The following is a 25326-nucleotide window of genomic DNA, read 5'->3' on the forward strand; positions in this document are numbered from 1 at the left end:
TACGTCCAGATTTTTCATAAATCCTGATGAACTGATAAAAAACTAAAATTTAATCAGAATTTAAAAAATAAGTTAACCACCATATAATCATAATGACAATTACTCGAAATTCACTTACACTATACTCGGTTTTATGGAATTGATTAACACGGTATGTTACAGATAACGTGCTAAAAAGCGTGCAGCGGTTATACATTTTCATATGTGTGTGTCATTAACCTGGCGTCAGGAACAGATGATGATGACAACCACCATTTTATCTCTTCTGGCCTGGCATACCGTCAGTAGATTAAAGGTGTAGCCTTGCTTTATGGCATTACAAAAATGCGGGTGGGGTCTATGCTCAATGCATACGTTATTTGTAACAACGCTCTTGTGCATAAACAATACGTTATTGTCAACAGCACTGAACGGGTACAGTGGTTCTTGCTGACAACAGGCTTAAAGATCGCCTTAACACGGGATACCTGATAACTGGATTATATTATGACACATGCAGACTGGCTGATTCTTGGGTATACAACTGTTATTATTATTTTTGGTATTGTATGTTATATCGGATTGCTTAAATTGATAACGAAAGGCAAGCATGAAAAATAACGCACTTACCGGGAAGAATATACTCTCAGGAGATAAAATGCTTCGGCAATGATATGACACCACTGCCGAAATGTTATTTTTACAGAAATCAATCAGGTATTGAGGGTGATTTTATCATAGCCGCGCCAGCGATAATTCAACAACGAGAGCAGCCAGAATAGCACAAAAGCGCCCACTACCCAGAAGCCCACATTCCCCATATGATCGTTAAGCGTGCTTACGGTCTGCCAAAATGTTCCGCTTAACTGTAACGTATCATCAATCAACCCCAGCGCCTCAAGCCCGCCAATCGCCAGCGCGACAATGACGGATGCGGCGGTAATGGTCATATTATAATAAAGCTTACGTAATGGATGCGAGAAAGCCCAACCGTAAGCGCCGACCATGACAAAGTTATCCAGGGAATCCACCAGCGCCATCCCGGCGGTAAACAGCACAGGAAAAATCATCATCGACCAGAGAGATAGCCCCTGGTTGGCTGCTGAAGCGGAAATGCCCAGCAACCCAACCTCGGTTGCGGTATCAAATCCCAGACCAAACAGAAAACCGACAAAATACATATGCCAACTGGAAGTGACTAAACGAAACGTACGCTGAAATATACGCGTCATCAGCCCGCCAGGTATCGCCTCGTCATGCGCCCTCACTGACTCGCCGCGGGTAACCGAGCGAAATTGCCGCCAGACGTTGAACAAAATAAACAGGTTAAGCAGGGCCATCGCCAGCAGAAAAAAAGCGGAAACAGCCGTACCGATCAACGAACCATATTGATGCAAAACATCAATACGATCGCGAAATGCCATCGACGTCACAACAATCGCCAGACATGCCAGAACGACAATGGTCGAATGACCCAATGAAAAAAACGCCCCCACGCCTAAAGGCGTTTTACCCTGCTGCATCAGTTTACGGGTGACGGTATCGATGGCTGCGATATGATCGGCATCAACCGCATGACGCAGCCCAAAGCTATACGCCAGTATGGCTGCGCTTAGCATGACGGCATGGTGATGAAAAACACAGAACGCCCAAATCCAGGCCAGGATGTTAACCCCGACAAGAAAGACGGTTAATGCTATTCCCCGTCGTTTAGTATGATTATTCATGCCCCTGCACCCACTATAGTTTTAATTAACGCTACGGTTTGTAGGGGGAATGTATGATCATTTGATTAAAACGTCACACCTCAAGATGCGACTTTTTGTAAACGTGCTTTACCACTGACACATTTGTGCGCATTACTGCGGAACAAGGCTTAAAAAGCGTATCCGAACGTATAGCCCTCCCAACGCTTCGCTACGGGAAAAATGGGGATGAGTACGGTGCAGGCGTGCGATATCATTGACCAAAGCCAGACCAATGCCCGCCCCGGCCACATTTCCTACGTTATCGAGCCGGTGGAACGGCTGTAGCGCCAGATGGATGTGTTCATCATCAATGCCGGGGCCGCTATCTTCGACAACCAGCGTCACGGCATCGCCATCCCGTTCAAGCCGCGCGGTGACGATGCCTTGCTCAGGCGTGTATTTCAGCGCATTATCCAGCAAGTTTCCGCACAGCTCGCTAAGCAGTACCTCATCCCCCTCGATCCACATCGCTTCCTGTTCGCCTTCGTAGCCCAGGTCGATATGTTTACTGCGCGCCTGCGCCAGGCGGGTAAAACAGCCGCTCTGTACGATATCGTACAGATTCACCGGGGAAAAACGCCGCTCGCCCTGCTCTTTATGCTTTACCGCAGAAAGTTGCAACAATCTTTCCGTGAGCTGAATGGTGCTATCCAGCGTTACGCTCATCGCCTGCAGGCTTTCGTACCAGTGATGAGGGTGCTGGCTGGCTAACGCCACCGCCGCCTGCGTTTTTAACACCGCCAGCGGCGTTTTTAACTGGTGAGAAGCATCGGCGCTAAAGCGTTCCTGCCGGGAGAGGATGCCGCGGAGCCTGTCAATGTAGCGATTAAACGCCACGATTAACAAGCGTGTTTCCGACCACGGCAGCAGTTCCGGCAGCGGCGTTAGCAGACCCGGTTCGCGGCGTACCATTAATGACGAAAGTTGACGCATAGGGCGCAGGATCCGGCGTAATAACCAGCCAACCAGCACCAGGGTCAGCAACACCAGCAGCCCCTGTGAGATCCAGGAAGAGAACAGCAGTTGGCCCGCCAGATAACGACGGGACTGCAGCGTCTCTGCGACATAAATCTCCGCCATGCCGATAATGCCGCCTTCGTTGATCGGCTGTAGCAAACGCGCCACGCGGATCGCCTCGCCGCGATACTCGGTATGATAGAACCACGCCAGCGCCGGATAAAACCGGGTACGAGGCGTAGCGGGCGGCATGGCAGGCAGATCGTCATAACCGGAAATCACCTTTCCGGAAGGGTCGACGACTTTGTAATAGAGTCGATCATTCATATTAAGCTCGAAGCTATCCAGCACCACCCAGGGCACGTTAACTTCCAGATGGTTATTGCGCACCACCAGCCGTTCCGATACCGTTCGCGCCGAGGAGAGCAACGTACGATCATAAGCCTGAGTGGCGGCCTGTAGCGCATTGACATAGCTGTTAAACGCCGACAGCCCCCATAGCAGAATCAGCGGCAACCCCAGGAACAGTAAGAGTTGCAGGTACAACGATTGCGGCTTAACCCACTTCATCGCCGCGCTCCAGCACATAACCCAGGCCGCGCAGCGTCGTAATTCGTACATCGCTTCCCTGGAGTTTTTTACGCAGTCGATGAATATAAAGTTCGATGCTTTCAGGGCTTACCTCATCGTTCAGGCTGAACACCTGTTCAAAAAGCTGCTGACGCGAAACTGGTCGCGTTCGTCGGTACATCAATACGGTTAAGAGCGCCTGCTCACGCGGCGTCAGCGCTAACGGCTGTCCCTGTAACAGAAAATACCCTTCATCATGAAAGATCAATTCACCCAGTTGCTGAACTTCATGAACCTGCCCAGCGCTGCGTCGGAGCAAGGCCCGTAAACGGGCATCCAGCTCCTCCAGTTCAAAGGGTTTCGGCAGATAGTCATCGGCGCCGACGTTGAGACCTTTTACGCGATCCGCCACCGCGCTTCGCGCCGTGAGCAGCAAAACGGGCAAGGTCTGACCGCGTTTACGCAGCCGTTGCACCACCTCCAGTCCATCCATTCCCGGCATATTGATATCCAGCACCGCCAGCGCGTACATTTCACTGTGCAGAAGATGGTCAGCCGCCAGGCCGTCAAATACGCAGTCCACGGCAAAGCCGTTTTGCACCAGCGCTTTCTCCAGCCAGTGAGCCAGCTCACGGTTATCTTCCGCCAATAAGAGACGCATATCACATCCTGTAAAGTTTCTGCCGCATTGAAAGGGAATTGAAAGGTTATTGTTTTAACAATCACGCAACCGAACTGCTACATGTCGGCTCACATAATCACAAAAATCTTCTTCCGAACCTGAAAAATCCGGACGTCCGGCGTGAGGATAAAAAATGAAAAAACAATTACTTCGTACCCTTACTGCAAGCATTTTATTAATGAGTACCTCTGTTCTGGCGCAGGAGGCGCCGTCGCGAACGGAATGTATCGCGCCAGCCAAACCTGGCGGCGGTTTCGACCTTACCTGTAAGCTGATTCAGGTGAGTTTGCTGGAGACTGGCGCTATCGAGAAACCCATGCGGGTAACGTATATGCCCGGCGGCGTCGGCGCTGTGGCCTATAACGCGATAGTCGCCCAACGCCCTGGCGAACCCGGGACAGTGGTCGCCTTTTCCGGCGGTTCGCTGCTCAACCTGTCGCAGGGAAAATTTGGTCGCTACGGCGTGGATGATGTGCGCTGGCTGGCAAGCGTGGGCACTGATTACGGCATGATCGCCGTGCGTGCGGATTCCCCGTGGAAAACGCTGAAAGATCTGATGACGGCGATGGAAAAAGATCCCAACAGCGTGGTCATTGGCGCTGGCGCCTCTATTGGCAGCCAGGACTGGATGAAGTCGGCGTTGCTGGCGCAAAAGGCGAACGTCGACCCGCACAAGATGCGCTACGTTGCCTTTGAGGGCGGCGGCGAGCCGGTGACAGCATTAATGGGCAACCATGTTCAGGTTGTCTCCGGCGATCTCAGTGAAATGGTGCCTTATCTGGGCGGCGACAAAATCCGCGTGCTTGCCGTCTTTTCAGAAAATCGTCTGCCGGGCCAGCTTGCCAATATCCCTACCGCTAAAGAACAGGGCTACGACCTGGTGTGGCCGATTATTCGCGGCTTCTACGTCGGGCCCAAAGTCAGCGATGCCGATTACCAGTGGTGGGTGGATACCTTCAAGAAGCTTCAGCAAACCGACGAGTTTAAAAAGCAGCGCGATCTGCGCGGCCTGTTTGAGTTCGACATGACCGGCCAGCAGCTCGATGACTACGTGAAAAAACAGGTTACTGATTACCGTGAACAGGCGAAAGCCTTCGGACTCGCGAAATAATCGCGGAGGCAATGATGAGCGATCGTATCTTTGCGGGTATCTGGCTGTTGCTCTGTATTGCCGGGCTATTCATCGCCTGGCGGATCCAAAGCGAATACAGCTATGAACCCGTCGGCCCCCGCCCTTTTCCGCTGGGGATTATCGGCCTGATGGCGCTCTGCGCGCTGGCGCTGTTATTGCGCCATCCCGACACGGTGAGCTGGCCGCGCCGCCATGTTCTGCAAAAGCTAGTTACCATGATCATCATCCTGTTGATGTATGCCTGGGGATTCGAATGGCTGGGTTTTCCCATCGCCACCGCGCTTCTCACCATGGTTATCGGGATGCTGTTCGGCGCCACGATTCCAGCGGCGGGTATCTCCGGCGCGGTATTAGGCATTCTGCTGTGGTATGCCTTTGACCGGCTGCTTGATGTCACCTTACCTCTCGGCGCCTGGCTGAGTTAACGGAGCAACGATGGATACCTGGATATATCTTTCTCAGGGCTTTGCGGTGGCGATGACGCCGGAAAACCTGGTTATCGCGTTGATTGGCTGCTTCGTGGGCACGATCGTCGGTCTGCTGCCGGGCCTGGGACCGATCAACGGCGTGGCAATTTTACTGCCGCTGGCCTTTGCGTTGCATCTGCCTGCGGAGTCGGCGCTAATTCTGCTGGCGACGGTGTACATTGGCTGTGAGTATGGCGGCAGGATCTCCTCCATATTGCTCAACGTCCCCGGCGATGCGGCGGCGATCATGACGGCGCTGGACGGTTACCCAATGGCGCAGCAAGGGAAAGGCGGCGTAGCGCTGTCGATTTCCGCAGTCAGCTCATTTTTCGGTTCATTAATCGCTATCGGCGGCATCATTCTGTTCGCCCCTTTACTGGCGCAATGGTCGCTGGCCTTCGGTCCGGCGGAATATTTCGCCTTAATGGTTTTTGCCATCGCCTGTCTTGGCAGCATGATGGCGCAAAACCCGCTTAAATCATTTCTGGCAGCGCTGATCGGTCTTGGCCTTGCGACCGTCGGCGTGGACGCCAACACCGGGGTTTATCGCTTTACCTTTGACAGCGTTCATCTTTCCGACGGCGTACAGTTTATCGTCGTGGTGATCGGCCTGTTCTCGGTATCAGAAATACTTTTAATGCTGGAACATACCAGCAGCGGGCAAACAATGGTCCGCAAAACGGGTCGAATGTTGTTCAACCTGAAAGAAGGCGCGCAGTGTATCGGCACCACCCTGCGTTCTTCGGTAATCGGCTTTTTTGTCGGCGTATTGCCCGGCGCCGGGGCGACCATCGCCAGCGCCATTACCTATATGACCGAGAAAAAACTCAGCGGCAACAGCGATAGCTTCGGCAAAGGGGATATTCGCGGCGTCGCGGCGCCGGAGGCGGCAAACAACGCCTCTGCCTGCGGCTCCTTCATCCCGATGCTGACGCTGGGCGTTCCCGGTTCCGGCACTACGGCAGTGATGATGGGGGCGCTGACGCTGTACAACATCACGCCAGGCCCGGCGATGTTCACCGAACAGCCGGATATCGTCTGGGGACTCATCGCTGCGCTGCTGATTGCGAACGTGATGCTGCTGATCATGAATATCCCGTTGATCGGTCTGTTTACCCGTATGCTCACCATTCCGCTGTGGTTCCTGGTACCCGCCATCGCTGCCGTATCGGCGGTAGGGGTGTATGCGGTACACAGCACCACCTTCGATCTGGTGCTGATGGTCGCGCTCGGCGTGTTAGGGTACATTTTACGTAAAATGCACTTCCCCATGTCGCCGCTGATCCTGGGATTCGTACTGGGGGAAATGCTGGAGCAGAACCTGCGCCGCGCACTCTCCATCAGTAACGGCAATATGGCGATTTTGTGGCAAAGCGGCGTTGCCAAAGCCCTGCTGATCATGGCGATCATGGTCATTGTCGTACCGCCAGTGTTACGTCTGATCCGTAAACACAGCCGTAAACCGCAGGTTGACGCCGGTTAATTGACTGCTGAAATACATTGTACTTGTCCGGCCTACGCGCTCATGTGCCAGGCCGGGCAACCCCGCCAGCATCACTCTCCCATAACTCGCTCATTTTACCCCCCTTCTTGCCGTTGTCAGGCTCGTGGCGCCGTTAACCTCACCTTTCGCATTGTTAAATATTTGTTGTTTTTGATCACAATAATTAAACAAAAGCGGTTATTTCATACGCGTTCCTGAAAAATGTCGATATTTTTAATTTATGGCTACGAAATGAGCATCGCCATGTCTCCCTGACCATCTACCGAGAGGAATGATTCTGATGAATGCACTGACTGCCGTAAAAGCGAACACAGATGATTTAGCCCAACGCCATACTGGTTTCACCCTTGCCCCTTCGGTGCAGTCGCCGCGCCTGCTGGCGTTAACGTTTACGGCGGATACCACAAGACAATTTCTCCATCAGGTTGCGCAGTGGCCGGTGCAGGCGCTGGAATACAAATCTTTCTTACGTTTCAAAATCGGCAAGATCCTCGACGATCTGTGCGGCAATCAGCTACAACCGCTGTTGATCAAAACGCTCCTCAACCGTGCACAAGGCGCGCTGTTGATCAGCGCCGAAGGGATCGATGATGTCGCACAGGCAGAAGAGATGGTCAAACTGGCGACGGCGGTGGCGCATCTTATTGGTCGCTCCAACTACGATGCGATGAGCGGCCAGTATTACGCGCGTTTCGTGGTCAAAAACGTCGACAACTCCGACAGTTATCTGCGCCAGCCCCACCGCGTAATGGAACTGCACAATGACGGTACCTATGTTGAGGAGGTGACCGACTACGTGCTGATGATGAAAATCGACGAACAGAATATGGAAGGCGGTAATTCGCTGCTGCTGCACCTTGATGACTGGGAACATCTGGAGTCGTTTTTTACCCATCCGCTGGCGCGTCGCGTCATGCGCTGGGCGGCGCCGCCAAGCAAGAATGTTATCCATGACGTCTGGCACCCGGTGTTTGATGTCGACCAACAAGGCCGCCCGGTCATGCGTTATATCGACCAGTTCGTCCAGCCAAAAGACTTTGAAGAAGGCGTCTGGCTCAGCGAGCTTTCAGACGCGCTGGAAACCAGTCAAAACATCCTCTCCGTACCGGTACCGGTCGGCAAATTCCTGTTGATTAACAATCTGTTCTGGCTACATGGACGCGATCGTTTTACGCCGCATCCTGACTTGCGTCGCGAACTGATGCGCCAGCGCGGTTACTTCGCCTACGCCGCCAGCCATTATCAAACTCACCAATAAGCGCCACGGCGAAGGAATTACGCGGATGTATGATTTTGTGATTATCGGCGGCGGCATTATCGGCATGTCGACCGCCATGCAACTTATTGATGTCTACCCGGATGCGCGCATCGCGTTGCTGGAAAAAGAGTTCGCGCCAGCCTGCCACCAGACCGGGCATAACAGCGGCGTGATCCATGCCGGGGTGTACTACACACCCGGCAGCCTCAAAGCGCAGTTTTGTCTGGCAGGCAATCAGGCGACCAAAACCTTTTGCGATCAAAACAACATCCGCTACGACACCTGCGGCAAAATGTTGGTCGCCACCTCGGAGCTGGAAATGGCGCGGATGCGCGCGCTATGGGAGCGGACGGCGGCCAACGGCTTAGAGCGCGAGTGGTTAAGCGCGGCGGAGCTGCGTGAACGCGAACCCAATATCATTGGCCTGGGCGGGATTTTTGTCCCTTCCAGCGGGATTGTCAGCTATCGCGATGTCGCGACGGCCATGGCGAACCGCTTTCAGGCCAAAGGCGGCGAGATCATCTACCATGCCGAGGTCAGCGCGCTAACAGAACATGCCGCTGGCGTTGTTATTCGCACCTCGCAAGGTCGGGAAATAGAAACCGCTACGCTTATCGGCTGTGCAGGACTGATGGCGGATCGGCTGGTCAAAATGCTGGGCGTGGAGCCCGGTTTTATTATCTGCCCTTTCCGCGGCGAGTACTTTCGTCTGGCCCCGCGACACAACCGGATCGTTAACCATTTGATCTACCCGATCCCCGATCCGGCAATGCCGTTTCTCGGCGTCCATCTTACCCGCATGATCGACGGCAGCGTCACGGTCGGGCCGAATGCGGTGCTGGCGCTTAAACGCGAAGGCTACCGTAAGCGCGACGTTTCCTTCACCGACACCCTGGAGATTTTCCGCTCCGCCGGCATTCGCCGCGTACTGCAAAACCATCTGCTTTCCGGACTGGGCGAGATGAAAAACTCGCTGTGCAAAAGCGGCTATTTGCGGCGAGTACAAAAGTATTGCCCCAGCCTGACCGTCAACGATCTCCAGCCCTGGCCGGCAGGCGTGCGGGCGCAGGCGGTTTCGCCGGACGGCAAACTGATTGATGATTTTCTGTTTGTCACGACGCCGCGTTCCATTCACACCTGTAACGCCCCCTCCCCGGCGGCGACATCCGCGATACCTATCGGCGCGCATATCGTCAGCAAAGTTCAGGCGCTACGCGCAAGCCAGAGCAACCCCGGACGTACGCTGCGTGCGGCACGCAGCGTGGACGCATTACACGCCGCATTTACCCGTTAACCCTTCAGACAGGAAGCAATTATGCAACTTAACGACTCTACCCTGTTCCGCCAGCAGGCCTTTATCGATGGCGACTGGCGCGACGCGCGCGGCGGCGATGTCATCCCCGTGAGCAACCCCGCCAACGGGAAACCGCTCGGCAATGTGCCCAAAATGGGGGCGGAAGAGACGCGCGACGCCATCAACGCCGCCAATCGCGCCCTGCCCGCCTGGCGCGCGCTCACCGCCAAAGAGCGAGCCAATATCCTGCGTCGCTGGTTCAATCTGATGATGGAACATCAGGACGATTTGGCGCGTCTGATGACGCTGGAACAGGGCAAACCGCTGGCGGAAGCGAAAGGCGAAATTAGCTACGCCGCCTCGTTTATTGAATGGTTCGCCGAAGAGGGGAAACGTATCTATGGCGACACGATTCCAGGTCATCAGGCCGATAAACGGCTGCTGGTGATTAAGCAGCCCATCGGCGTCACCGCCGCGATTACCCCGTGGAACTTTCCCTCGGCAATGATCACCCGTAAAGCCGGCCCCGCGCTGGCCGCAGGCTGCACAATGGTACTCAAACCCGCCAGCCAGACGCCGTTTTCCGCGCTGGCGCTGGCGGAACTGGCCCGGCGCGCCGGAATTCCCGCAGGCGTATTTAACGTCGTTACCGGTTCGGCAGGCGATATCGGCGGCGAGCTGACCAGCAACCCGCTGGTACGCAAACTGTCGTTTACCGGCTCGACGGAGATTGGCCGCCAGCTAATGGAACAATGCGCCAAAGACATTAAAAAAGTGTCGCTGGAGTTGGGCGGCAATGCGCCGTTTATCGTCTTTGACGATGCCGATCTGGATAAAGCCGTCGAAGGCGCGCTGGCTTCGAAGTTTCGCAACGCCGGGCAGACCTGTGTCTGCGCCAATAGATTGTATGTTCAGGACGGCGTTTACGATCGTTTTGCGGAAAAACTCAACCAGGCGGTAAATAAGCTCGCGGTCGGCGACGGTCTGCAAGCCGACGTTGCTATCGGGCCGCTGATTGATGAAAAAGCCGTGGCGAAAGTCCAGGAGCATATCGCCGATGCGCTGGAAAAAGGCGCCCGCGTCATCACGGGCGGTGAAGCGCACAAATTGGGCGGCAACTTCTTTCAACCGACCATTCTGGCGGATGTTCCTGATAACGCGAAAGTCGCCAAAGAAGAGACATTCGGGCCGCTCGCGCCTCTGTTCCGCTTCAGCGACGAGGCGGATGTCATCAGGCAGGCTAACGATACCGAGTTCGGCCTGGCAGCCTATTTTTATGCACGCGATTTAAGCCGCGTTTTCCGCGTCGGCGAAGCGCTGGAATACGGCATCGTCGGTATTAATACCGGCATTATCTCCAACGAAGTCGCGCCTTTCGGCGGTATTAAGGCCTCCGGATTAGGCCGTGAAGGTTCCAAATACGGCATCGAAGATTATTTAGAAATCAAATATATGTGCATCGGCCTTTAACAGGAGAGTCGCTAATGAATACCAATAACGCTTTAATGCAGCGCCGTCATAACGCCGTTCCTCGCGGCGTGGGCCAGATTCACCCGATTTTCGCCGAGCGGGCGGAAAATTGTCGGGTCTGGGATGTCGAAGGCCGTGAGTATCTCGATTTCGCGGGCGGCATTGCCGTCCTGAACACTGGTCATTTACATCCGGGCATTGTTTCAGCGGTCGAAGCGCAGTTGAAGAAATTGTCGCATACCTGTTTTCAGGTGCTGGCCTATGAACCGTACCTGGCGTTGTGCGAACGCATGAACCAGAAGGTACCGGGCGATTTCGCCAAAAAAACGTTGCTGGTCACGACCGGTTCAGAAGCGGTTGAAAACGCCGTGAAAATCGCCCGCGCGGCGACAAAACGCAGCGGTGCTATCGCGTTTAGCGGCGCTTACCACGGTCGTACCCACTACACGCTCTCTCTGACCGGGAAAGTACACCCGTACTCTGCTGGTATGGGATTGATGCCAGGCCACGTCTACCGCGCGCTTTATCCTTGCCCGCTTCACAACATCAGCGATGACGACGCGATCGCCAGCATTGAACGCATCTTTAAAAATGATGCCGCGCCGGAAGATATCGCCGCCATTATTATTGAGCCGGTACAGGGCGAAGGCGGATTTTACGCCACCTCTCCCGCGTTTATGCAGCGACTGCGCGCGCTATGCGACCAACACGGCATTATGTTGATTGCCGACGAAGTGCAAAGCGGCGCGGGCCGGACCGGTACGCTGTTCGCCATGGAACAGATGGGCGTTGCGGCAGATATTACCACGTTTGCGAAATCGATCGCCGGCGGCTTTCCGCTGGCAGGCGTTACCGGCCGGGCAGACGTGATGGACGCTATCGCGCCGGGCGGTCTGGGCGGCACCTATGCCGGAAACCCGATTGCCTGCGCCGCCGCGCTGGCGGTACTGGACATTTTCGAGCAGGAAAATCTACTGCAAAAGGCAAATACGCTTGGCAAAACGCTGCGCGATGGCCTGATGGAGATAGCGGAAACGCACCGTGAGATTGGCGACGTGCGCGGACTGGGCGCCATGATCGCCATTGAGTTGTTCGAAAATGGCGACCCCGGCAAACCGAACGCGACTCTGACCGCCGACATTGTGGCCCGCGCCCGCGAGAAAGGGTTAATTCTGCTCTCCTGCGGTCCTTACTACAACATCTTGCGCATCCTCGTTCCACTCACTATTGAGGCCTCGCAGATTCGGCAAGGCCTGGAGATTATCGCCCAGTGCTTTGATGAGGCGAAACAAGCGTAATGTCCAATAAGCAGCGTCGGATGGCGACGTAACTGTCTTATCCGGCCTACAAAAACCGTTTCGATTGTAGGCCGAATAATTAAGCCAGGCGCCATCCGGTAAACGAGCGCAATAACAATAAAGAGGTTTTAGGATGGGGCAATTGTCAGAATCACATGCATTAGGGGGCGGGCTGAAATCACGCCACGTCACCATGTTATCGATCGCCGGCGTCATCGGTGCCAGCCTGTTTGTCGGCTCCAGCGTGGCGATTGCGGAGGCCGGCCCTGCGGTACTGCTGGCCTATCTGTTCGCAGGACTTTTAGTCGTCATGATTATGCGAATGCTGGCTGAAATGGCCGTCGCCACGCCGGATACCGGTTCTTTTTCCACCTATGCGGATAAAGCGATCGGCCCCTGGGCCGGGTATACCATCGGCTGGTTATACTGGTGGTTTTGGGTGCTGGTTATTCCGCTGGAGGCCAATATTGCCGCCATTATTCTGAATTCATGGATACCGGGTATTCCGGTGTGGCTATTTTCATTAGTGATTACGCTTGCCTTAACTGGAAGCAATTTATTGAGCGTCAAAAATTACGGCGAATTCGAATTCTGGCTGGCGCTATGTAAAGTGATTGCTATCCTGGCGTTTATCGCGCTGGGCGCGACGGCGATTAGCGGTTTTTATCCATATGCCGAGGTAAGCGGTATCTCCCGGCTATGGGATCACGGCGGTTTTATGCCTAACGGCTTCGGCGCGGTGTTAAGCGCCATGTTGATCACCATGTTCTCTTTTATGGGCGCGGAAATCGTCACTATTGCTGCCGCGGAATCCGATACGCCGGATAAACATATCGTACGCGCCACCAATTCTGTTATCTGGCGAATTTCCATCTTTTACCTGTGTTCCATTTTTGTGGTGGTGGCGCTGATCCCGTGGAATATGCCGGGTCTGAAAAGCGTAGGTTCGTACCGTTCGGTACTGGAGCTGCTTCATATTCCGCACGCAAAATTCATTATGGACTGCGTGATTTTGTTGTCGGTGACCAGTTGTCTGAACTCCGCATTATATACCGCCTCCCGGATGCTCTATTCCCTTAGCCGCCGCGGCGATGCGCCTGCGATAATGGGAAAAACTAACCGTAGCAAAACGCCCTGGGTGGCGGTTCTCCTCTCTACCGGCGCGGCGTTTTTAACCGTTGTCGTCAATTATTACGCCCCGGCAAAAGTGTTTAAATTTCTTATCGACAGTTCCGGCGCCATCGCGCTGTTGGTCTATCTGGTGATTGCGATTTCGCAATTGCGGATGCGTAAAATTCTGCTGGCGCAGGGCGGAGAAATTAAGTTGAAAATGTGGCTTTATCCGTGGCTCACCTGGCTGGTTATCGGCTTTATCTGCTTTGTCCTGGTGGTGATGCTGTTTCGACCGGCACAGCAATTAGAAGTCATTTCGACGGGGCTGTTAGGGCTGGGCATAATAGGTACTGTACCCATTATGTCTCGCTGGAAAAAACTGATAAGGTGGCAAAAAGCCCCCCTGCAAAACCTACGTTAGTTATTCCCGGCGTCAGCCGGGAAGCTTCTCAGGAGTAAAAGATGACCGCCCTTTCCCAACCGACGGCCATAGATGGCTATCGCTGGCTTAAAAATGACATTATTCGCGGCACTTATCAGCCGGATGAGAAACTGCGGATGAGTTTATTAACCGCCCGCTATGCGCTCGGCGTAGGGCCGCTGCGCGAGGCGCTGTCGCAACTGGTGGCGGAACGGCTGGTCACCGTGGTGAATCAAAAAGGCTATCGCGTGGCATCCATGTCAGAGGCGGAACTCCTCGATATTTTTGACGCGCGCGCCAATATGGAAGCGATGCTGGTACGCCTGGCGATTGAACGCGGCGATGATGCGTGGGAGGCGGAGATCCTGGCGCGAGCGCATATGCTCAGTAAACTGGAAGCCAGCGATGCCAGTGAACATATGCTCGATGAATGGGACCAGCGCCACCAGGCGTTCCATTCCGCCATTGTCGCCGGGTGCGGCTCCCACTATCTGCTACAGATGCGTGAACGCTTATTTGACCTGGCGGCCCGCTACCGCTTTATTTGGTTACGTGAAACCGTTCTGTCCGTCGAGATGCTGGAAGATAAACATATTCAGCATCACACGCTAACCGAAGCGATACTGGCGCGCGAGGCGGCACGCGCCAGCGAATTAATGCGTCAGCATTTGCTGACGCCGATTCCCATTATTCGCCAGGCGATGGCAGGAAAAATGTAGCCTGGCGCGGCCTGATAGCCATTATTCTTCAGGAATACGCAACACTTGTCCCGGATATATTTTTTCCGGGCTTTTCAGCATCGGTTTATTTGCCTCGAAGATTTTATTATACAGATTGGCGTTACCATACACTTGCTTTGAAATAGCGCTCAGGGTGTCGCCTGATTTTACGGTATAAAACTGACTTTCAGCCGCTGGCGTCGTGGTTTTAACCTGATCGTCAACGCTGCTAATCCCGGCGATATTCCCCACGGCAACCAGAATTTTTTCTTTTGCCTCCTGACTCAGCCCATCACCCGTCACTGTCGCTTTTCCATCCGCAATTTGCACATTCACTTTGTCAGCGTCGGGTATTCCCGTTTTATTTAAATGTTCCTGGACTTTTTTCGCCTGATCGTCCTTATCATGATTAGCGGTTACCGCGTCCCAGAGTTTTTCACCTGCATCTTTTACAAAATTGAAAAGTCCCATATTCACCTCGCTTGTCAAAAATACACACAAAGAAAAGTGTAGCAGAGGGAATGAGGTTATCCTGATAAGCGGCGCTTATGCGCCGCCGGTGGCCGGTAATTAATGACGCATCTGAACCCAAAATGCGTGGATAAGCCCCGGAATATATCCGAGTAATGTCAGCAGGATATTAAGGATAAATGCCCAACCGAACCCTTTTCCTAAAAGTACGCCGAGCGGAGGCAAAATAATCGTAAATACAATTCTCCAGAAACCCATATACACTCCATACAAGCAAAATTAGTCATTGTTTAAAAAGAGATTTTATCTCTAAGCATAGTCAGTTTACCTGAGCCTGCCAGTCGCGCGCCGCGCTTTTACCCTCCTTTACGCTTTTTACGCTGGCATCAGGTTGACGTTTATTTTAGAATTAACTAAATTTAGAAAATGCTTAAATAACTATGACAGAGCTTGAACAACTTCAGGCCAGCGCAGAACAGGCGGCGGCCCTGCTCAAAGCGATGAGCCACCCAAAAAGATTACTGATTTTATGTATGCTTTGCGGTTCGCCAAAAACCAGCGCAGGCGAACTGGCGCGCATTACCGGGCTAAGCCCCTCCGCGACATCGCAACATCTGGCGCGGATGCGGGAAGAAGGGCTGATTGATAGTCAACGCGATGCCCAGCGCATTCACTATTTCATTAAAAATAAGGCGGTTAATACGATTATCGCCACGTTAAAGAATCTCTATTGTCCATAAGGAGGCACGATGTCCATTGGGATAGTTTCCCCCCGTGAGGCGCAAGCGCTGATAGCGCAAGGCGCGAAACTGATTGATGTGCGCGACGCCGATGAATATCTGCGCGAGCATATTCCACATGCGCAACTGGCGCCGCTCTCCCGGCTTGAACAGGGCGATTTGCCCGCCAACCTGCGAGCGGAACAGATTATTTTTCACTGTCAGTCAGGTAAACGAACCAGCAGCAATGCAGCAAAACTACAGGCCATTGCCGCCCCTGCTCAGGTCAGTCTACTGGAAGGCGGTATCGACGGATGGAAAGCGGCAGGATTGCCCGTCACAGAAGACAAATCGCAACCGTTGCCACTGATGCGTCAGGTGCAAATCGCCGCCGGCGGGTTGACGTTGCTTGGGGTGATTCTGGGCTATACGGTCCACGGCGGCTTTTTCCTCATTAGCGGTTTTGTCGGGGCCGGGTTAATGCTGGCAGGCATGACCGGCTTCTGCGGAATGGCGCGACTACTGGAAAAAATGCCCTGGAATACCCGTACTCATTAAGCGGTACCTTCACCACGCGTCGGTAAGTGTGTAGTAGACTGAAGGCGGGTTTATAGCATTGTTCAACAGGAGGGCGTGATGTTCACACCAGGCGATTTTGTACAGCCCCGAATGGGGGGGCCGAAACTGAAAGTGATTGAAGTCAACGAGGATCATATTGTCGCGGTACAGGCCAGCAATGAGCAGGGCGAAAAATTGATCCTCAAAGCGGAAGATGTCACCCCCTATTGCGAAGAGGGCGATTTTGGCGTGTGCTGATTTATCAGAATGAGCATGGCGCAACGTTCCCTGAGTCCCGGTTAATAGAGACAGGAAACGAAGCGCCATCCGTTAAAGGTTATCCGTGATTAGATTAAGAAATCATCCAGAGATTTCCCCGCCGCCAGCGCCTGGGCAATCGGTTTAGGCGTACGACCTTGTCCGGTCCAGGTTTTTTCTTCGCCATTGAAATCAGTAAAACGATATTTTGCCGGACGCGGCTGGCGCTTTTTAGCAGAACGCGGCATTGCTGAATCCATGGCAAATAACTCTTCCGGGTTAATACCGTCTGCTTTCATCAGCTCCAGAAAGGCATTAATTTTCTCCTGCTTCTCGGCAAGCTGGCGTTGCTGCAATTCTTCTTCTTCGCGTCTTTCTTTAGTGACAACCCTGAATTTTTCGAGCATTTCTTCAAGAACGTCAATGGAGAATTCGCGAGCCATAGCACGCAGCGTGCGGATATTATTTAAGTTCTGTAACATCAAATTCATATCAATAAAAACCTTTTAACGCAGAAAACAAAAAACTATTACAGGCGGTATTGTATGCGATTATTGATTATATTTCCAGATCCTAAAGTTCATACAGATATACTCAGTATAACTCCATTAATTATATTAATCTGTTAACCAGAAGGTTATATTCATTACCCCCTGTGTATTTCAGGTTATTCTGCCTACGGTATATCTGTAGGTTTCCCGTTCAGCTGTTTATACCCTTCATACTTCAAGTTGCTTATGTGTTGGCTACGGATTACCCGGCCCATCCATGGGCCTCGCCCTGACGGGCCGTCGCACGCGACGTTCAAATCTGCTCCCGGCAGATTTGCCGCTCACCCCAGTCACATCGTTATCTATGCTCCTGGTGACTCACTCTCTTGCCGCCTTTAAGCAATTCGAAATCCATAGAATATATAGCGTATTGCGTATCTCAGTAGCCACGGTGACCCTCACGGTGGCTGACCTTATACAGAAGTGAATATTTCATCATAATAAGAGATTAACCATTCAAAAATTATCATCAGAGCTTTATGCTAAAAATCACCCTGCAATAGCTATGATTATGCTGAGAAAAGTAGAACGCGTGCCGTTAGCCGAGAATAGATCGCATCTGACAACATTTGGAATGTGGCTGAAAATCGCCAGAAAAACAATGCATTATAATACATTGATTTAAAAGTAATTAATGACTAACAACAACGAAAATCTCGCCGCGAGCAAAAAACACACAATCGTAGAGTATTTTATCGACAAAAAGCCTATAAATAAAAATATTACACTAGTTGATAGTTATTATATAGGGATATACTCTATGCAAAGACAAAAGTGCTTTATGATTTCACTACCAACCATCACTTCATTCTGATCGATACGCTACAAGGAGCATTAACATGTTCTCTCCACAGTCACGCTTGCGTCATGCCGTAGCAGACACGTTTGCGATGGTTGTTTACTGTTCTGTTGTGAACATGTTGATCGAGATATTCCTCTCCGGAATGAGCTTTGAGCAGTCGCTTTCTTCCAGGCTGGTGGCGATACCTGTCAACATTTTGATTGCATGGCCATACGGCGTTTACCGCGATCTGATTATGCGCGTCGCGCGTAAGGCAAGCCCGGCGGGATGGGCCAAAAACCTGGCGGATGTATTGGCTTATGTCACCTTTCAGTCACCCGTTTATATTATCATCTTGCTGACCGTCGGCGCCGGCTGGCATCAGATAGTGGCCGCCGTGAGTTCAAACATTGTTGTTTCAATGTTAATGGGCGCGGTTTATGGCTACTTCCTGGATTATTGTCGTCGCCTGTTTAAAGTGAGCAGCTATCATCAGGCTAAGGCATAAGTTAACGTCGCGACTGGCATTGCCAGTCGCGCTTTTAGTCGCTTTTTTCGTCGCCAAAAAGCCCGTTCAGATAACGTTCTAACGCTATTCGGGAGCTAAAGCCGTGGGGAATACCGTAATGTTCGTGGGTCTCGCCGCCTAAATAGAGCGGAAAATTTTGGTAGTGATCGCAGGTTTTAATATCCGAAGCCGGGTCAGCCAGTGATGAGCTACGGTCTTTTAATCTGGGGTGAATGATCAGCGCGGTACGCCCCATACGCGCCTCGCGGTTAACATAAACATAATTCTCGCCGCGTCGATAACCATACGTCTTATTCGTCACCACATCGACGGTAAACCCTGCCTTTTCCAGTACCCGCGCCACCTCGTCAGGTCGTAAATACATATTTTATCCTCATTCTCTTTTACTGCGGGCTTACCTTACCCGATAGCGCGTTATCAACGCTTTCAGAAAAGTCCAGAAACGCATGATATCGCCGTAACAAGCCTCAGCAGGTAAAAATATGAACTACACTGAAAGCTACATCGAAATCAATGGAGGATCATATGCTTAAAAAACCGAACCGAAACGACGTCGATGATGGTGTTCAGGATATTCAGAATGATGTCAATCGATTAGCCGACAGTCTGGAAGATGTCCTTAAATCCTGGGGAAGCGATGCGAAAGACGAAGCCGAGGCTGCGCGACGTAAAGCACAGGCGTTGCTGAAAGAGACCCGGGCGCGGATGCAGGGTCGTACTCGCGTAAAACAAGCCGCCTGTGATGCGATGGGGTGCGCGGATACGTTTGTGCGTGAAAAACCCTGGTGTAGCGTAGGAACCGCCGCAGCGGTAGGGATTTTTATCGGGGCGCTGCTCAGCCTGCGTCGCTAACGACGTGCGCTGCCGGATGGCGACATACTTTATTGGGCCTGCATCATTGCCGCAGGCCCAGGTCGCGCCATTCGGCGAAACGGTTACTGTATCGCCTGTCGAAGCTGCCATGCGACCTGTTTCGCCATGCCAGCGGAAGTAATATTGGTAAACGACAGTAAAATGCCCCCCTTTCCTGACGAAACCACTCGCCAACGGCTTAGCGCCTGTACCGCCAGTCCGGCCTGATTCGCTTTCGCTACCTGCGCTTTATCATCGCCTTCAACCTCAATAACCAATTGAATACCGCCTTTCTGTAATGTCACGACAAATCCCTGTTCTGCCAGCGCCTCTTCAATCCATAACCGTCGCTGAGCATAATGTTGACGCATCTTTTTCAGATGCCGCCAGAAATGGCCATCACGGATAAAATCAGCCAGCGTGTGCTGCCATAACAACGGTACGCTACAGGGCATCAGCGACGCCTGCTGGCGGAAATGCTCAATCTGCTTTATCGGCACCACCAGCCAGGCGGTACGTAATGCCGGAAAGAGCGACTTACTGAACGTTCCGGCGTAAATCACTCGCTGCGGGGCATCCAGACTCTTGAGCGGCGGAAGTGGTTTACCGTGATAACGAAATTCGCTGTCGTAATCATCTTCAATAATCCAGGCCTGCACATTCGCCGCCCATGCCAGAAGTTGCCGTCGGCGAGTTAACGACAGCGCTACCCCCAAAGGACTTTGATGGGCGGGCGTCACCAATGCAAAGCGCCCCTGCGGGCAATCCCGCATCCCCGCCGCGACACTCAGCCCATCGGCATCGACCGGAATCGGCGCCAGCGTAATCCCCTCCTGCGTTATCACCGGGCGAATTAACGGAAAACCGGGATCTTCCACCCACATGCTGTCTCCCGGCACAGACAATGTACGCAGGATTAGCCGCATAGAATCCGCATATCCGGAGGTAATAAATACCTGTTCCGGCAGACATTCAATGCTACGTGAAACCCGCAGGTAATCGACTATCGCCTGGCGCAAAATCGCCTCGCCGCAGACGTCGCCTAATGCCAGATCGAAGCGCGTCTGCGTGCGCAACCGACGCCCCATCACTCGCGCCCACTTCTCGCGTGGAAAGAGATCCAGCGCCGGTAACCCCATCTGAAAGGGTTTCGGTTCCGGACTTTCTCCGGCAAAAACAGCGGGTATCGGCGGCGCCGTCTCAAACCGTAGAGCGTTGCTCACAAACGTGCCTGCCTGGCCACGTCGCTCCAGCCAGCCCTGCGCCACCAGCTCGCCATAGGCATTTTCCACCGTGGCGCGAGAAACGCCCAGTTCCTGCGCCCACGTCCGACTGGACGGCAAACGCGTTCCGGGCGCGAGTTCTCCTTGCTCAATGGCCGTTTTTAACTGACGAGCGATGTGCTGATAGCGCGGCATATGGTCTGCTTTTTCTGTAAAAATATGGCTCTCTTTTACAGACCATTATAGTGCTACAGTGCTCGTCATCAACACGAGGAGAAACATGATGACGACGTTACGCCAACCCTATTATGAACTGAGCCCGGAGGTTTACAGCGCTCTGGTGCAGGCGAAAAACGCGCTGGAAAAGAGCACGCTTGACCTCACTCTGATGGAGCTGATTTACCTGCGTGTTTCGCAAATAAATGGTTGTGCATTTTGCCTGGAGATGCACAGTAAAGCGCTGCGTAAGGCTGGCGTAAATCAAGCTAAATTAGATGCGCTGGCAGGATGGCGGGTAAGCCACCATTTCAGCGAGCAAGAGTGCGCGGCGTTAGCCTGGGCGGAATCGGTGACGCACATTGCTGAAACCCACGCCGAAGATAATGTTTACCTGCCGCTGCTCGATCATTTCAGCGCGCGTCAAATCAGCGATCTGACCTTCGCCATCGGTTTAATGAACTGCTTTAACCGTCTGGCGATCGGTATGCGAATGTGACGCATTGTTGCCGGATGGCGCTGATGTCAGCCAACTCTGTTATGCGTGAACCTGCAGGCCGGATCTGGCATTCACGCCGCCATCCGGCAAAAATTAGCCATGCCGCCCCTACCCCACTGCGTTCATCAGCGGCGTTAAAACCAATCGAAAATTCCCATATCTTGTATGGTTGAATCTTAATTCAACTACATCTAGTATTTCCTGTATCAACACCCGACAATCCGACGCGTTTCATCGCGCCGTTTTCTCATTTTAAATGGAAATACGAATCATGAGCATTACTATTTACACTCGCAATAACTGTGTTCAGTGCCACGCCACAAAGCGGGCGATGGAAAGCCGTGGATTTGAATTTGAGATGGTGAACGTCGATCTGGTGCCGGATGCAGCGGATACGCTCCGGGCGCAAGGATTTCGTCAATTACCGGTGGTGATGGCGGGCGATTTGAGCTGGTCTGGCTTCCGCCCGGACATGATTAACCGTCTGCACCCGACACCCCACGCGGCAAACGCATGAGCGCGCTCGTCTACTTCTCCAGCAGCTCTGAAAATACGCACCGTTTTATGCAGCGTCTGGGGCTGCCTGCCACGCGTATTCCGCTCAATGAACGGGAGCGAATTCAGGTAGACGAACCGTACATTCTGGTTGTGCCGTCATACGGCGGCGGCGGGATGGCCGGTGCGGTGCCGCGACAGGTGATCCGCTTTTTAAATGATGAACACAACCGGGCGCGCATTCGCGGCGTTATCGCCTCCGGTAATCGCAATTTCGGCGATGCCTGGGGATGCGCTGGCGATGTGATAGCACAAAAATGCGGCGTTCCCTGGCTGTACCGCTTTGAGCTCATGGGCACACAACGCGACATCGATAACGTCCGAAAAGGAGTAAATGAATTTTGGCAACAACTATCCCGGAGCGCGTAATGCAGGAAACCATGGATTACCACGCCCTGAACGCGATGCTGAATCTTTATGATAAAGCAGGCCATATTCAGTTCGACAAGGACCAGCAGGCGATCGACGCCTTCTTTGCCGCCCACGTCCGCCCGCATTCCGTGACGTTTGCCAGCCAGCATGAACGTCTGGAGACGCTGGTTCGGGAAGGGTATTACGATGACGCTGTCCTCGCGCGTTACGACCGCGCCTTCGTCCTCCGCCTGTTCGAGCACGCCCACGCCAGCGGCTTTCGCTTCCAGACGTTTCTTGGCGCCTGGAAGTTCTATACCAGTTACACGCTGAAAACCTTCGACGGCAAACGTTATCTGGAACACTTTGAAGATCGGGTGACTATGGTGGCGTTGACGCTGGCGCAGGGTGACGAAACGCTGGCCACCCAACTGACCGATGAAATGCTTTCTGGTCGCTTTCAGCCCGCTACCCCGACTTTTTTAAATTGCGGTAAACAGCAGCGTGGGGAACTGGTCTCCTGCTTCCTGCTCCGTATCGAAGACAATATGGAGTCGATCGGGCGAGCGGTGAATTCGGCGCTGCAACTCTCCAAACGCGGCGGCGGCGTCGCGTTTTTACTCTCCAATCTGCGCGAGGCGGGCGCGCCGATCAAACGCATTGAGAATCAGTCTTCCGGCGTGATCCCGGTGATGAAAATGCTGGAAGACGCGTTTTCGTATGCCAACCAGCTTGGCGCGCGCCAGGGGGCCGGCGCGGTTTATCTCCATGCGCACCACCCGGATATTCTGCGTTTTCTGGATACCAAACGGGAAAATGCTGACGAAAAAATCCGGATCAAAACGCTCTCTCTCGGCGTGGTGATCCCGGATATCACCTTCCGGCTGGCGAAAGAAAACGCGCAAATGGCGCTCTTTTCGCCCTATGACGTACAACGACGCTACGGCAAACCGTTTGGCGATATCGCCATTAGCGAACGGTACGATGAATTAATTGCCGATCCACACGTGCGTAAAACCTATATTAACGCCCGTGACTTTTTTCAAACACTGGCGGAGATTCAGTTCGAATCCGGGTATCCCTACATCATGTTTGAAGATACGGTAAACCGCGCGAATCCCATTGCTGGTCGCATTAATATGAGCAATCTGTGCTCGGAAATTTTACAGGTCAATAGCGCCTCCCGTTACGACGATAACCTTGACTATACCCACATCGGGCATGACATCTCCTGCAATCTCGGCTCGCTGAATATCGCTCACGTCATGGATTCACCGGACATTGGTCGTACCGTAGAAACCGCTATTCGCGGCCTGACGGCGGTGTCGGACATGAGCCATATACGCAGCGTGCCCTCAATAGCCGCCGGTAATGCCGCCTCTCATGCCATCGGTCTGGGCCAGATGAATCTGCATGGCTATCTGGCAAGAGAAGGCATTGCCTACGGTTCGCCGGAGGCGTTGGATTTCACCAATTTCTATTTTTACACCATTACCTGGCATGCCGTGCATACTTCAATGCGGCTGGCCCGCGAACGCGGCAAAACCTTCGCCGGATTTGCGCAGTCGCGCTATGCCAGCGGCGACTATTTTACGCAGTATTTACAGGACGACTGGCAACCGAAAACGGCGAAAGTCAGGGCGCTATTTGCCCGCAGCGGCATTACGCTGCCCACACGAGAAATGTGGCTAAAGCTGCGCGACGATGTGATGCGCTATGGCATCTATAACCAAAATTTGCAGGCGGTGCCGCCGACCGGTTCGATTTCTTACATTAATCATGCGACTTCCAGCATTCATCCGATTGTGGCCAAAATTGAGATTCGCAAAGAGGGCAAAACCGGGCGTGTGTATTACCCCGCGCCGTTTATGACCAATGAAAATCTGGACATGTATCAGGATGCTTACGATATCGGTCCGGAAAAAATTATTGATACCTATGCCGAGGCCACGCGCCACGTCGATCAAGGGCTGACGCTCACCCTGTTTTTCCCCGATACCGCCACGACCCGCGATATCAACAAAGCGCAGATCTATGCCTGGCGAAAAGGTATTAAGTCACTGTATTACATCCGGCTTCGCCAGTTGGCGCTGGAAGGTACTGAAATTGAAGGCTGCGTATCCTGCGCGCTATAAGGAAAGCCATATGAAATTATCTCGTATTAGCGCCATCAACTGGAACAAGATCCAGGACAACAAAGATCTGGAGGTGTGGAACCGGCTGACCAGTAACTTCTGGCTGCCGGAAAAAGTGCCGTTATCGAATGATATTCCGGCCTGGCAGACGCTAAGCGCCGCCGAACAGCAGCTCACCATTCGCGTGTTTACGGGTCTTACGCTGCTCGACACTATCCAGAACATCGCAGGCGCGCCGTCGTTAATGGCAGATGCCATCACGCCGCATGAAGAGGCAGTACTGTCGAACATCAGCTTTATGGAAGCGGTACACGCCCGCTCTTACAGTTCTATTTTTTCCACGCTGTGCCAGACGAAAGAGGTTGATGCCGCCTACGCCTGGAGCGAAGAAAACCCGCCGCTTCAGCGTAAGGCGCAGATTATTTTGGCTCATTACGTCAGCGATGAACCGCTAAAGAAAAAGATTGCCAGCGTCTTTTTAGAGTCTTTTCTGTTCTATTCCGGCTTCTGGCTGCCGATGTATTTCTCCAGCCGCGGTAAGCTCACGAACACTGCCGACCTGATTCGTTTAATCATTCGCGATGAAGCGGTTCACGGTTATTATATTGGCTATAAGTATCAGATAGCGCTACAAAAACTATCGGCAATCGAGCGTGAAGAGTTAAAGCTTTTCGCGCTGGATTTGTTGATGGAACTGTACGACAACGAAATCCGCTACACAGAAGCGTTATATGCGGAAACCGGCTGGGTTAACGACGTCAAAGCCTTCTTGTGCTACAACGCCAATAAAGCCTTAATGAACCTGGGTTATGAGGCGTTATTTCCGCCGGAGATGGCAGACGTGAATCCCGCAATCCTTGCCGCGCTCTCGCCGAATGCCGACGAAAACCATGATTTCTTTTCCGGCTCAGGTTCATCTTATGTGATGGGGAAAACAGTCGAAACCGAAGACGAAGACTGGAATTTTTAACCTTACGGGCATGGGAAATAACGTTACATTTCCCATGCCTTTATTT

At 52.9% G+C, this 25326-nt stretch carries 27 protein-coding genes; 19 read left to right on the forward strand and 8 right to left on the reverse strand.

The annotated features are described in order from the left end of the window. Positions 1-692: 692 nt before the first annotated feature. From J4614_RS12955 to tctD, 3 genes are all read right to left on the reverse strand, one after another. Positions 693-1706, reverse strand: coding sequence for a HoxN/HupN/NixA family nickel/cobalt transporter (locus tag J4614_RS12955; protein ID WP_001059353.1), 1014 nt, complete (start codon positions 1704-1706; stop codon positions 693-695). Between the two features lie 132 nt (positions 1707-1838). Beyond that, positions 1839-3254 carry a sensor histidine kinase gene (locus tag J4614_RS12960; protein ID WP_134935839.1) on the reverse strand — a complete coding sequence of 472 codons (1416 nt, stop codon included), beginning with the start codon at positions 3252-3254 and terminating at the stop codon, positions 1839-1841. Continuing rightward, positions 3241-3915: a transcriptional regulator TctD gene (gene tctD / locus J4614_RS12965; RefSeq protein WP_001237934.1), complete on the reverse strand. Its 675-nt coding sequence runs from the start codon at positions 3913-3915 to the stop codon at positions 3241-3243. The genes J4614_RS12960 and tctD overlap by 14 nt, the downstream gene beginning before the upstream one ends. A gap of 154 nt (positions 3916-4069) precedes the next feature. Between tctD and J4614_RS12970 the strand changes: the two genes are divergently transcribed. From J4614_RS12970 to csiR, 9 genes are all read left to right on the forward strand, one after another. Next, entirely contained in the window at positions 4070-5047 is a 978-nt protein-coding gene (locus J4614_RS12970) for a tripartite tricarboxylate transporter substrate binding protein (protein WP_000744413.1), read from the forward strand. Positions 5048-5058: 11 nt separating this feature from the next. Further along, positions 5059-5493, forward strand: a complete 435-nt coding sequence (locus tag J4614_RS12975) for a tripartite tricarboxylate transporter TctB family protein (protein WP_208293196.1) — start codon at positions 5059-5061, stop codon at positions 5491-5493. A gap of 10 nt (positions 5494-5503) precedes the next feature. Further along, on the forward strand, positions 5504-7018 hold the full coding sequence (locus J4614_RS12980; RefSeq protein WP_000382034.1) for a tripartite tricarboxylate transporter permease: 1515 nt from the start codon (positions 5504-5506) through the stop codon (positions 7016-7018). A 301-nt stretch (positions 7019-7319) separates the two neighbouring features. After that, positions 7320-8297, forward strand: coding sequence for a glutarate dioxygenase GlaH (gene glaH, locus J4614_RS12985; protein ID WP_023233242.1), 978 nt, complete (start codon positions 7320-7322; stop codon positions 8295-8297). Between the two features lie 25 nt (positions 8298-8322). Continuing rightward, positions 8323-9591: an L-2-hydroxyglutarate oxidase gene (gene lhgO, locus J4614_RS12990; RefSeq protein WP_183054833.1), complete on the forward strand. Its 1269-nt coding sequence runs from the start codon at positions 8323-8325 to the stop codon at positions 9589-9591. Positions 9592-9612: 21 nt separating this feature from the next. Beyond that, positions 9613-11061: an NADP-dependent succinate-semialdehyde dehydrogenase gene (gene gabD / locus J4614_RS12995; RefSeq protein ID WP_001176532.1), complete on the forward strand. Its 1449-nt coding sequence runs from the start codon at positions 9613-9615 to the stop codon at positions 11059-11061. 14 nt (positions 11062-11075) lie between these two features. Further along, positions 11076-12359, forward strand: a complete 1284-nt coding sequence (gene gabT, locus J4614_RS13000; protein ID WP_031571310.1) for a 4-aminobutyrate--2-oxoglutarate transaminase — start codon at positions 11076-11078, stop codon at positions 12357-12359. 133 nt (positions 12360-12492) lie between these two features. Beyond that, entirely contained in the window at positions 12493-13893 is a 1401-nt protein-coding gene (gene gabP / locus J4614_RS13005) for a GABA permease (RefSeq protein WP_000531288.1), read from the forward strand. Between the two features lie 41 nt (positions 13894-13934). Continuing rightward, positions 13935-14612, forward strand: coding sequence for a DNA-binding transcriptional regulator CsiR (gene csiR / locus J4614_RS13010; RefSeq protein ID WP_000126152.1), 678 nt, complete (start codon positions 13935-13937; stop codon positions 14610-14612). Between the two features lie 21 nt (positions 14613-14633). Here the strand turns inward: csiR and lysM are convergent, their stop codons facing one another. Both lysM and J4614_RS13020 read right to left on the reverse strand, forming a co-directional pair. Then, complete coding sequence (lysM, locus tag J4614_RS13015; RefSeq protein WP_000522406.1) at positions 14634-15083, reverse strand: peptidoglycan-binding protein LysM; 450 nt, start codon at positions 15081-15083, stop codon at positions 14634-14636. Between the two features lie 99 nt (positions 15084-15182). Beyond that, positions 15183-15341 carry a YqaE/Pmp3 family membrane protein gene (locus J4614_RS13020; RefSeq protein WP_000508175.1) on the reverse strand — a complete coding sequence of 53 codons (159 nt, stop codon included), beginning with the start codon at positions 15339-15341 and terminating at the stop codon, positions 15183-15185. 182 nt (positions 15342-15523) lie between these two features. On the opposite strand from J4614_RS13020, the gene J4614_RS13025 reads away from it, so the two are divergent. The 3 genes from J4614_RS13025 to J4614_RS13035 all read left to right on the forward strand — a co-directional run bounded on the left by J4614_RS13025 (position 15524) and on the right by J4614_RS13035 (position 16618). Beyond that, positions 15524-15823 carry a metalloregulator ArsR/SmtB family transcription factor gene (locus tag J4614_RS13025; protein ID WP_000137434.1) on the forward strand — a complete coding sequence of 100 codons (300 nt, stop codon included), beginning with the start codon at positions 15524-15526 and terminating at the stop codon, positions 15821-15823. A gap of 9 nt (positions 15824-15832) precedes the next feature. After that, positions 15833-16360 carry a rhodanese family protein gene (locus J4614_RS13030; protein ID WP_000022011.1) on the forward strand — a complete coding sequence of 176 codons (528 nt, stop codon included), beginning with the start codon at positions 15833-15835 and terminating at the stop codon, positions 16358-16360. Positions 16361-16438: 78 nt separating this feature from the next. Then, on the forward strand, positions 16439-16618 hold the full coding sequence (locus tag J4614_RS13035) for a hypothetical protein (protein WP_000494935.1): 180 nt from the start codon (positions 16439-16441) through the stop codon (positions 16616-16618). Between the two features lie 89 nt (positions 16619-16707). On the opposite strand, the gene stpA is transcribed toward J4614_RS13035, so the two are convergent. Continuing rightward, positions 16708-17109, reverse strand: a complete 402-nt coding sequence (gene stpA, locus J4614_RS13040; protein ID WP_001051100.1) for a DNA-binding protein StpA — start codon at positions 17107-17109, stop codon at positions 16708-16710. A gap of 899 nt (positions 17110-18008) precedes the next feature. Between stpA and alaE the strand changes: the two genes are divergently transcribed. Further along, positions 18009-18458 carry an L-alanine exporter AlaE gene (gene alaE, locus J4614_RS13045; protein WP_000492669.1) on the forward strand — a complete coding sequence of 150 codons (450 nt, stop codon included), beginning with the start codon at positions 18009-18011 and terminating at the stop codon, positions 18456-18458. A 34-nt stretch (positions 18459-18492) separates the two neighbouring features. Here the strand turns inward: alaE and J4614_RS13050 are convergent, their stop codons facing one another. Next, positions 18493-18843 (reverse strand): DUF2002 family protein, encoded by a 351-nt coding sequence (locus tag J4614_RS13050; protein WP_000281304.1) that lies wholly within the window; start codon positions 18841-18843, stop codon positions 18493-18495. A gap of 161 nt (positions 18844-19004) precedes the next feature. Here J4614_RS13050 and J4614_RS13055 point away from each other — a divergent pair, with 161 nt between their 5' ends. Further along, positions 19005-19331 carry a DUF883 domain-containing protein gene (locus tag J4614_RS13055; RefSeq protein ID WP_001549924.1) on the forward strand — a complete coding sequence of 109 codons (327 nt, stop codon included), beginning with the start codon at positions 19005-19007 and terminating at the stop codon, positions 19329-19331. Positions 19332-19414: 83 nt separating this feature from the next. On the opposite strand, the gene J4614_RS13060 is transcribed toward J4614_RS13055, so the two are convergent. Then, positions 19415-20749, reverse strand: coding sequence for a PLP-dependent aminotransferase family protein (locus tag J4614_RS13060; RefSeq protein ID WP_001138473.1), 1335 nt, complete (start codon positions 20747-20749; stop codon positions 19415-19417). 88 nt (positions 20750-20837) lie between these two features. Here J4614_RS13060 and J4614_RS13065 point away from each other — a divergent pair, with 88 nt between their 5' ends. From J4614_RS13065 to nrdF, 5 genes are all read left to right on the forward strand, one after another. Beyond that, complete coding sequence (locus J4614_RS13065) at positions 20838-21269, forward strand: carboxymuconolactone decarboxylase family protein (RefSeq protein WP_000209808.1); 432 nt, start codon at positions 20838-20840, stop codon at positions 21267-21269. A 271-nt stretch (positions 21270-21540) separates the two neighbouring features. Beyond that, the gene (nrdH, locus tag J4614_RS13070; RefSeq protein WP_000028870.1) at positions 21541-21786 is read left to right on the forward strand and encodes a glutaredoxin-like protein NrdH; all 246 of its coding nucleotides are present in this window, start codon (positions 21541-21543) and stop codon (positions 21784-21786) included. Beyond that, positions 21783-22193, forward strand: a complete 411-nt coding sequence (nrdI, locus tag J4614_RS13075; protein ID WP_001275402.1) for a class Ib ribonucleoside-diphosphate reductase assembly flavoprotein NrdI — start codon at positions 21783-21785, stop codon at positions 22191-22193. Before nrdH ends, nrdI begins: the two co-directional genes overlap by 4 nt. Further along, positions 22166-24310 carry a class 1b ribonucleoside-diphosphate reductase subunit alpha gene (gene nrdE, locus J4614_RS13080; RefSeq protein WP_079822423.1) on the forward strand — a complete coding sequence of 715 codons (2145 nt, stop codon included), beginning with the start codon at positions 22166-22168 and terminating at the stop codon, positions 24308-24310. Before nrdI ends, nrdE begins: the two co-directional genes overlap by 28 nt. A 10-nt stretch (positions 24311-24320) precedes the next feature. After that, positions 24321-25280, forward strand: a complete 960-nt coding sequence (gene nrdF / locus J4614_RS13085) for a class 1b ribonucleoside-diphosphate reductase subunit beta (RefSeq protein WP_000777911.1) — start codon at positions 24321-24323, stop codon at positions 25278-25280. Positions 25281-25326 lie beyond the last annotated feature (46 nt).

It is taken from the genome of Salmonella sp. 32031103-2018-00083-FB-01-SM-01 (assembly GCF_017571995.1).
Classification (GTDB): Bacteria; Pseudomonadota; Gammaproteobacteria; order Enterobacterales; family Enterobacteriaceae; genus Salmonella; species Salmonella enterica.

Bases quoted from the DNA above. Each gene is read 5' to 3' on its own strand.
- J4614_RS12955 (WP_001059353.1), bottom strand. From the start codon at position 1,706: ATGAATAATCATACTAAACGACGGGGAATAGCATTAACCGTCTTTCTT.
- J4614_RS12960 (WP_134935839.1), bottom strand. From the start codon at position 3,254: ATGAAGTGGGTTAAGCCGCAATCGTTGTACCTGCAACTCTTACTGTTC.
- tctD (WP_001237934.1), bottom strand. From the start codon at position 3,915: ATGCGTCTCTTATTGGCGGAAGATAACCGTGAGCTGGCTCACTGGCTG.
- J4614_RS12970 (WP_000744413.1), top strand. From the start codon at position 4,070: ATGAAAAAACAATTACTTCGTACCCTTACTGCAAGCATTTTATTAATG.
- J4614_RS12975 (WP_208293196.1), top strand. From the start codon at position 5,059: ATGATGAGCGATCGTATCTTTGCGGGTATCTGGCTGTTGCTCTGTATT.
- J4614_RS12980 (WP_000382034.1), top strand. From the start codon at position 5,504: ATGGATACCTGGATATATCTTTCTCAGGGCTTTGCGGTGGCGATGACG.
- glaH (WP_023233242.1), top strand. From the start codon at position 7,320: ATGAATGCACTGACTGCCGTAAAAGCGAACACAGATGATTTAGCCCAA.
- lhgO (WP_183054833.1), top strand. From the start codon at position 8,323: ATGTATGATTTTGTGATTATCGGCGGCGGCATTATCGGCATGTCGACC.
- gabD (WP_001176532.1), top strand. From the start codon at position 9,613: ATGCAACTTAACGACTCTACCCTGTTCCGCCAGCAGGCCTTTATCGAT.
- gabT (WP_031571310.1), top strand. From the start codon at position 11,076: ATGAATACCAATAACGCTTTAATGCAGCGCCGTCATAACGCCGTTCCT.
- gabP (WP_000531288.1), top strand. From the start codon at position 12,493: ATGGGGCAATTGTCAGAATCACATGCATTAGGGGGCGGGCTGAAATCA.
- csiR (WP_000126152.1), top strand. From the start codon at position 13,935: ATGACCGCCCTTTCCCAACCGACGGCCATAGATGGCTATCGCTGGCTT.
- lysM (WP_000522406.1), bottom strand. From the start codon at position 15,083: ATGGGACTTTTCAATTTTGTAAAAGATGCAGGTGAAAAACTCTGGGAC.
- J4614_RS13020 (WP_000508175.1), bottom strand. From the start codon at position 15,341: ATGGGTTTCTGGAGAATTGTATTTACGATTATTTTGCCTCCGCTCGGC.
- J4614_RS13025 (WP_000137434.1), top strand. From the start codon at position 15,524: ATGACAGAGCTTGAACAACTTCAGGCCAGCGCAGAACAGGCGGCGGCC.
- J4614_RS13030 (WP_000022011.1), top strand. From the start codon at position 15,833: ATGTCCATTGGGATAGTTTCCCCCCGTGAGGCGCAAGCGCTGATAGCG.
- J4614_RS13035 (WP_000494935.1), top strand. From the start codon at position 16,439: ATGTTCACACCAGGCGATTTTGTACAGCCCCGAATGGGGGGGCCGAAA.
- stpA (WP_001051100.1), bottom strand. From the start codon at position 17,109: ATGAATTTGATGTTACAGAACTTAAATAATATCCGCACGCTGCGTGCT.
- alaE (WP_000492669.1), top strand. From the start codon at position 18,009: ATGTTCTCTCCACAGTCACGCTTGCGTCATGCCGTAGCAGACACGTTT.
- J4614_RS13050 (WP_000281304.1), bottom strand. From the start codon at position 18,843: ATGTATTTACGACCTGACGAGGTGGCGCGGGTACTGGAAAAGGCAGGG.
- J4614_RS13055 (WP_001549924.1), top strand. From the start codon at position 19,005: ATGCTTAAAAAACCGAACCGAAACGACGTCGATGATGGTGTTCAGGAT.
- J4614_RS13060 (WP_001138473.1), bottom strand. From the start codon at position 20,749: ATGCCGCGCTATCAGCACATCGCTCGTCAGTTAAAAACGGCCATTGAG.
- J4614_RS13065 (WP_000209808.1), top strand. From the start codon at position 20,838: ATGACGACGTTACGCCAACCCTATTATGAACTGAGCCCGGAGGTTTAC.
- nrdH (WP_000028870.1), top strand. From the start codon at position 21,541: ATGAGCATTACTATTTACACTCGCAATAACTGTGTTCAGTGCCACGCC.
- nrdI (WP_001275402.1), top strand. From the start codon at position 21,783: ATGAGCGCGCTCGTCTACTTCTCCAGCAGCTCTGAAAATACGCACCGT.
- nrdF (WP_000777911.1), top strand. From the start codon at position 24,321: ATGAAATTATCTCGTATTAGCGCCATCAACTGGAACAAGATCCAGGAC.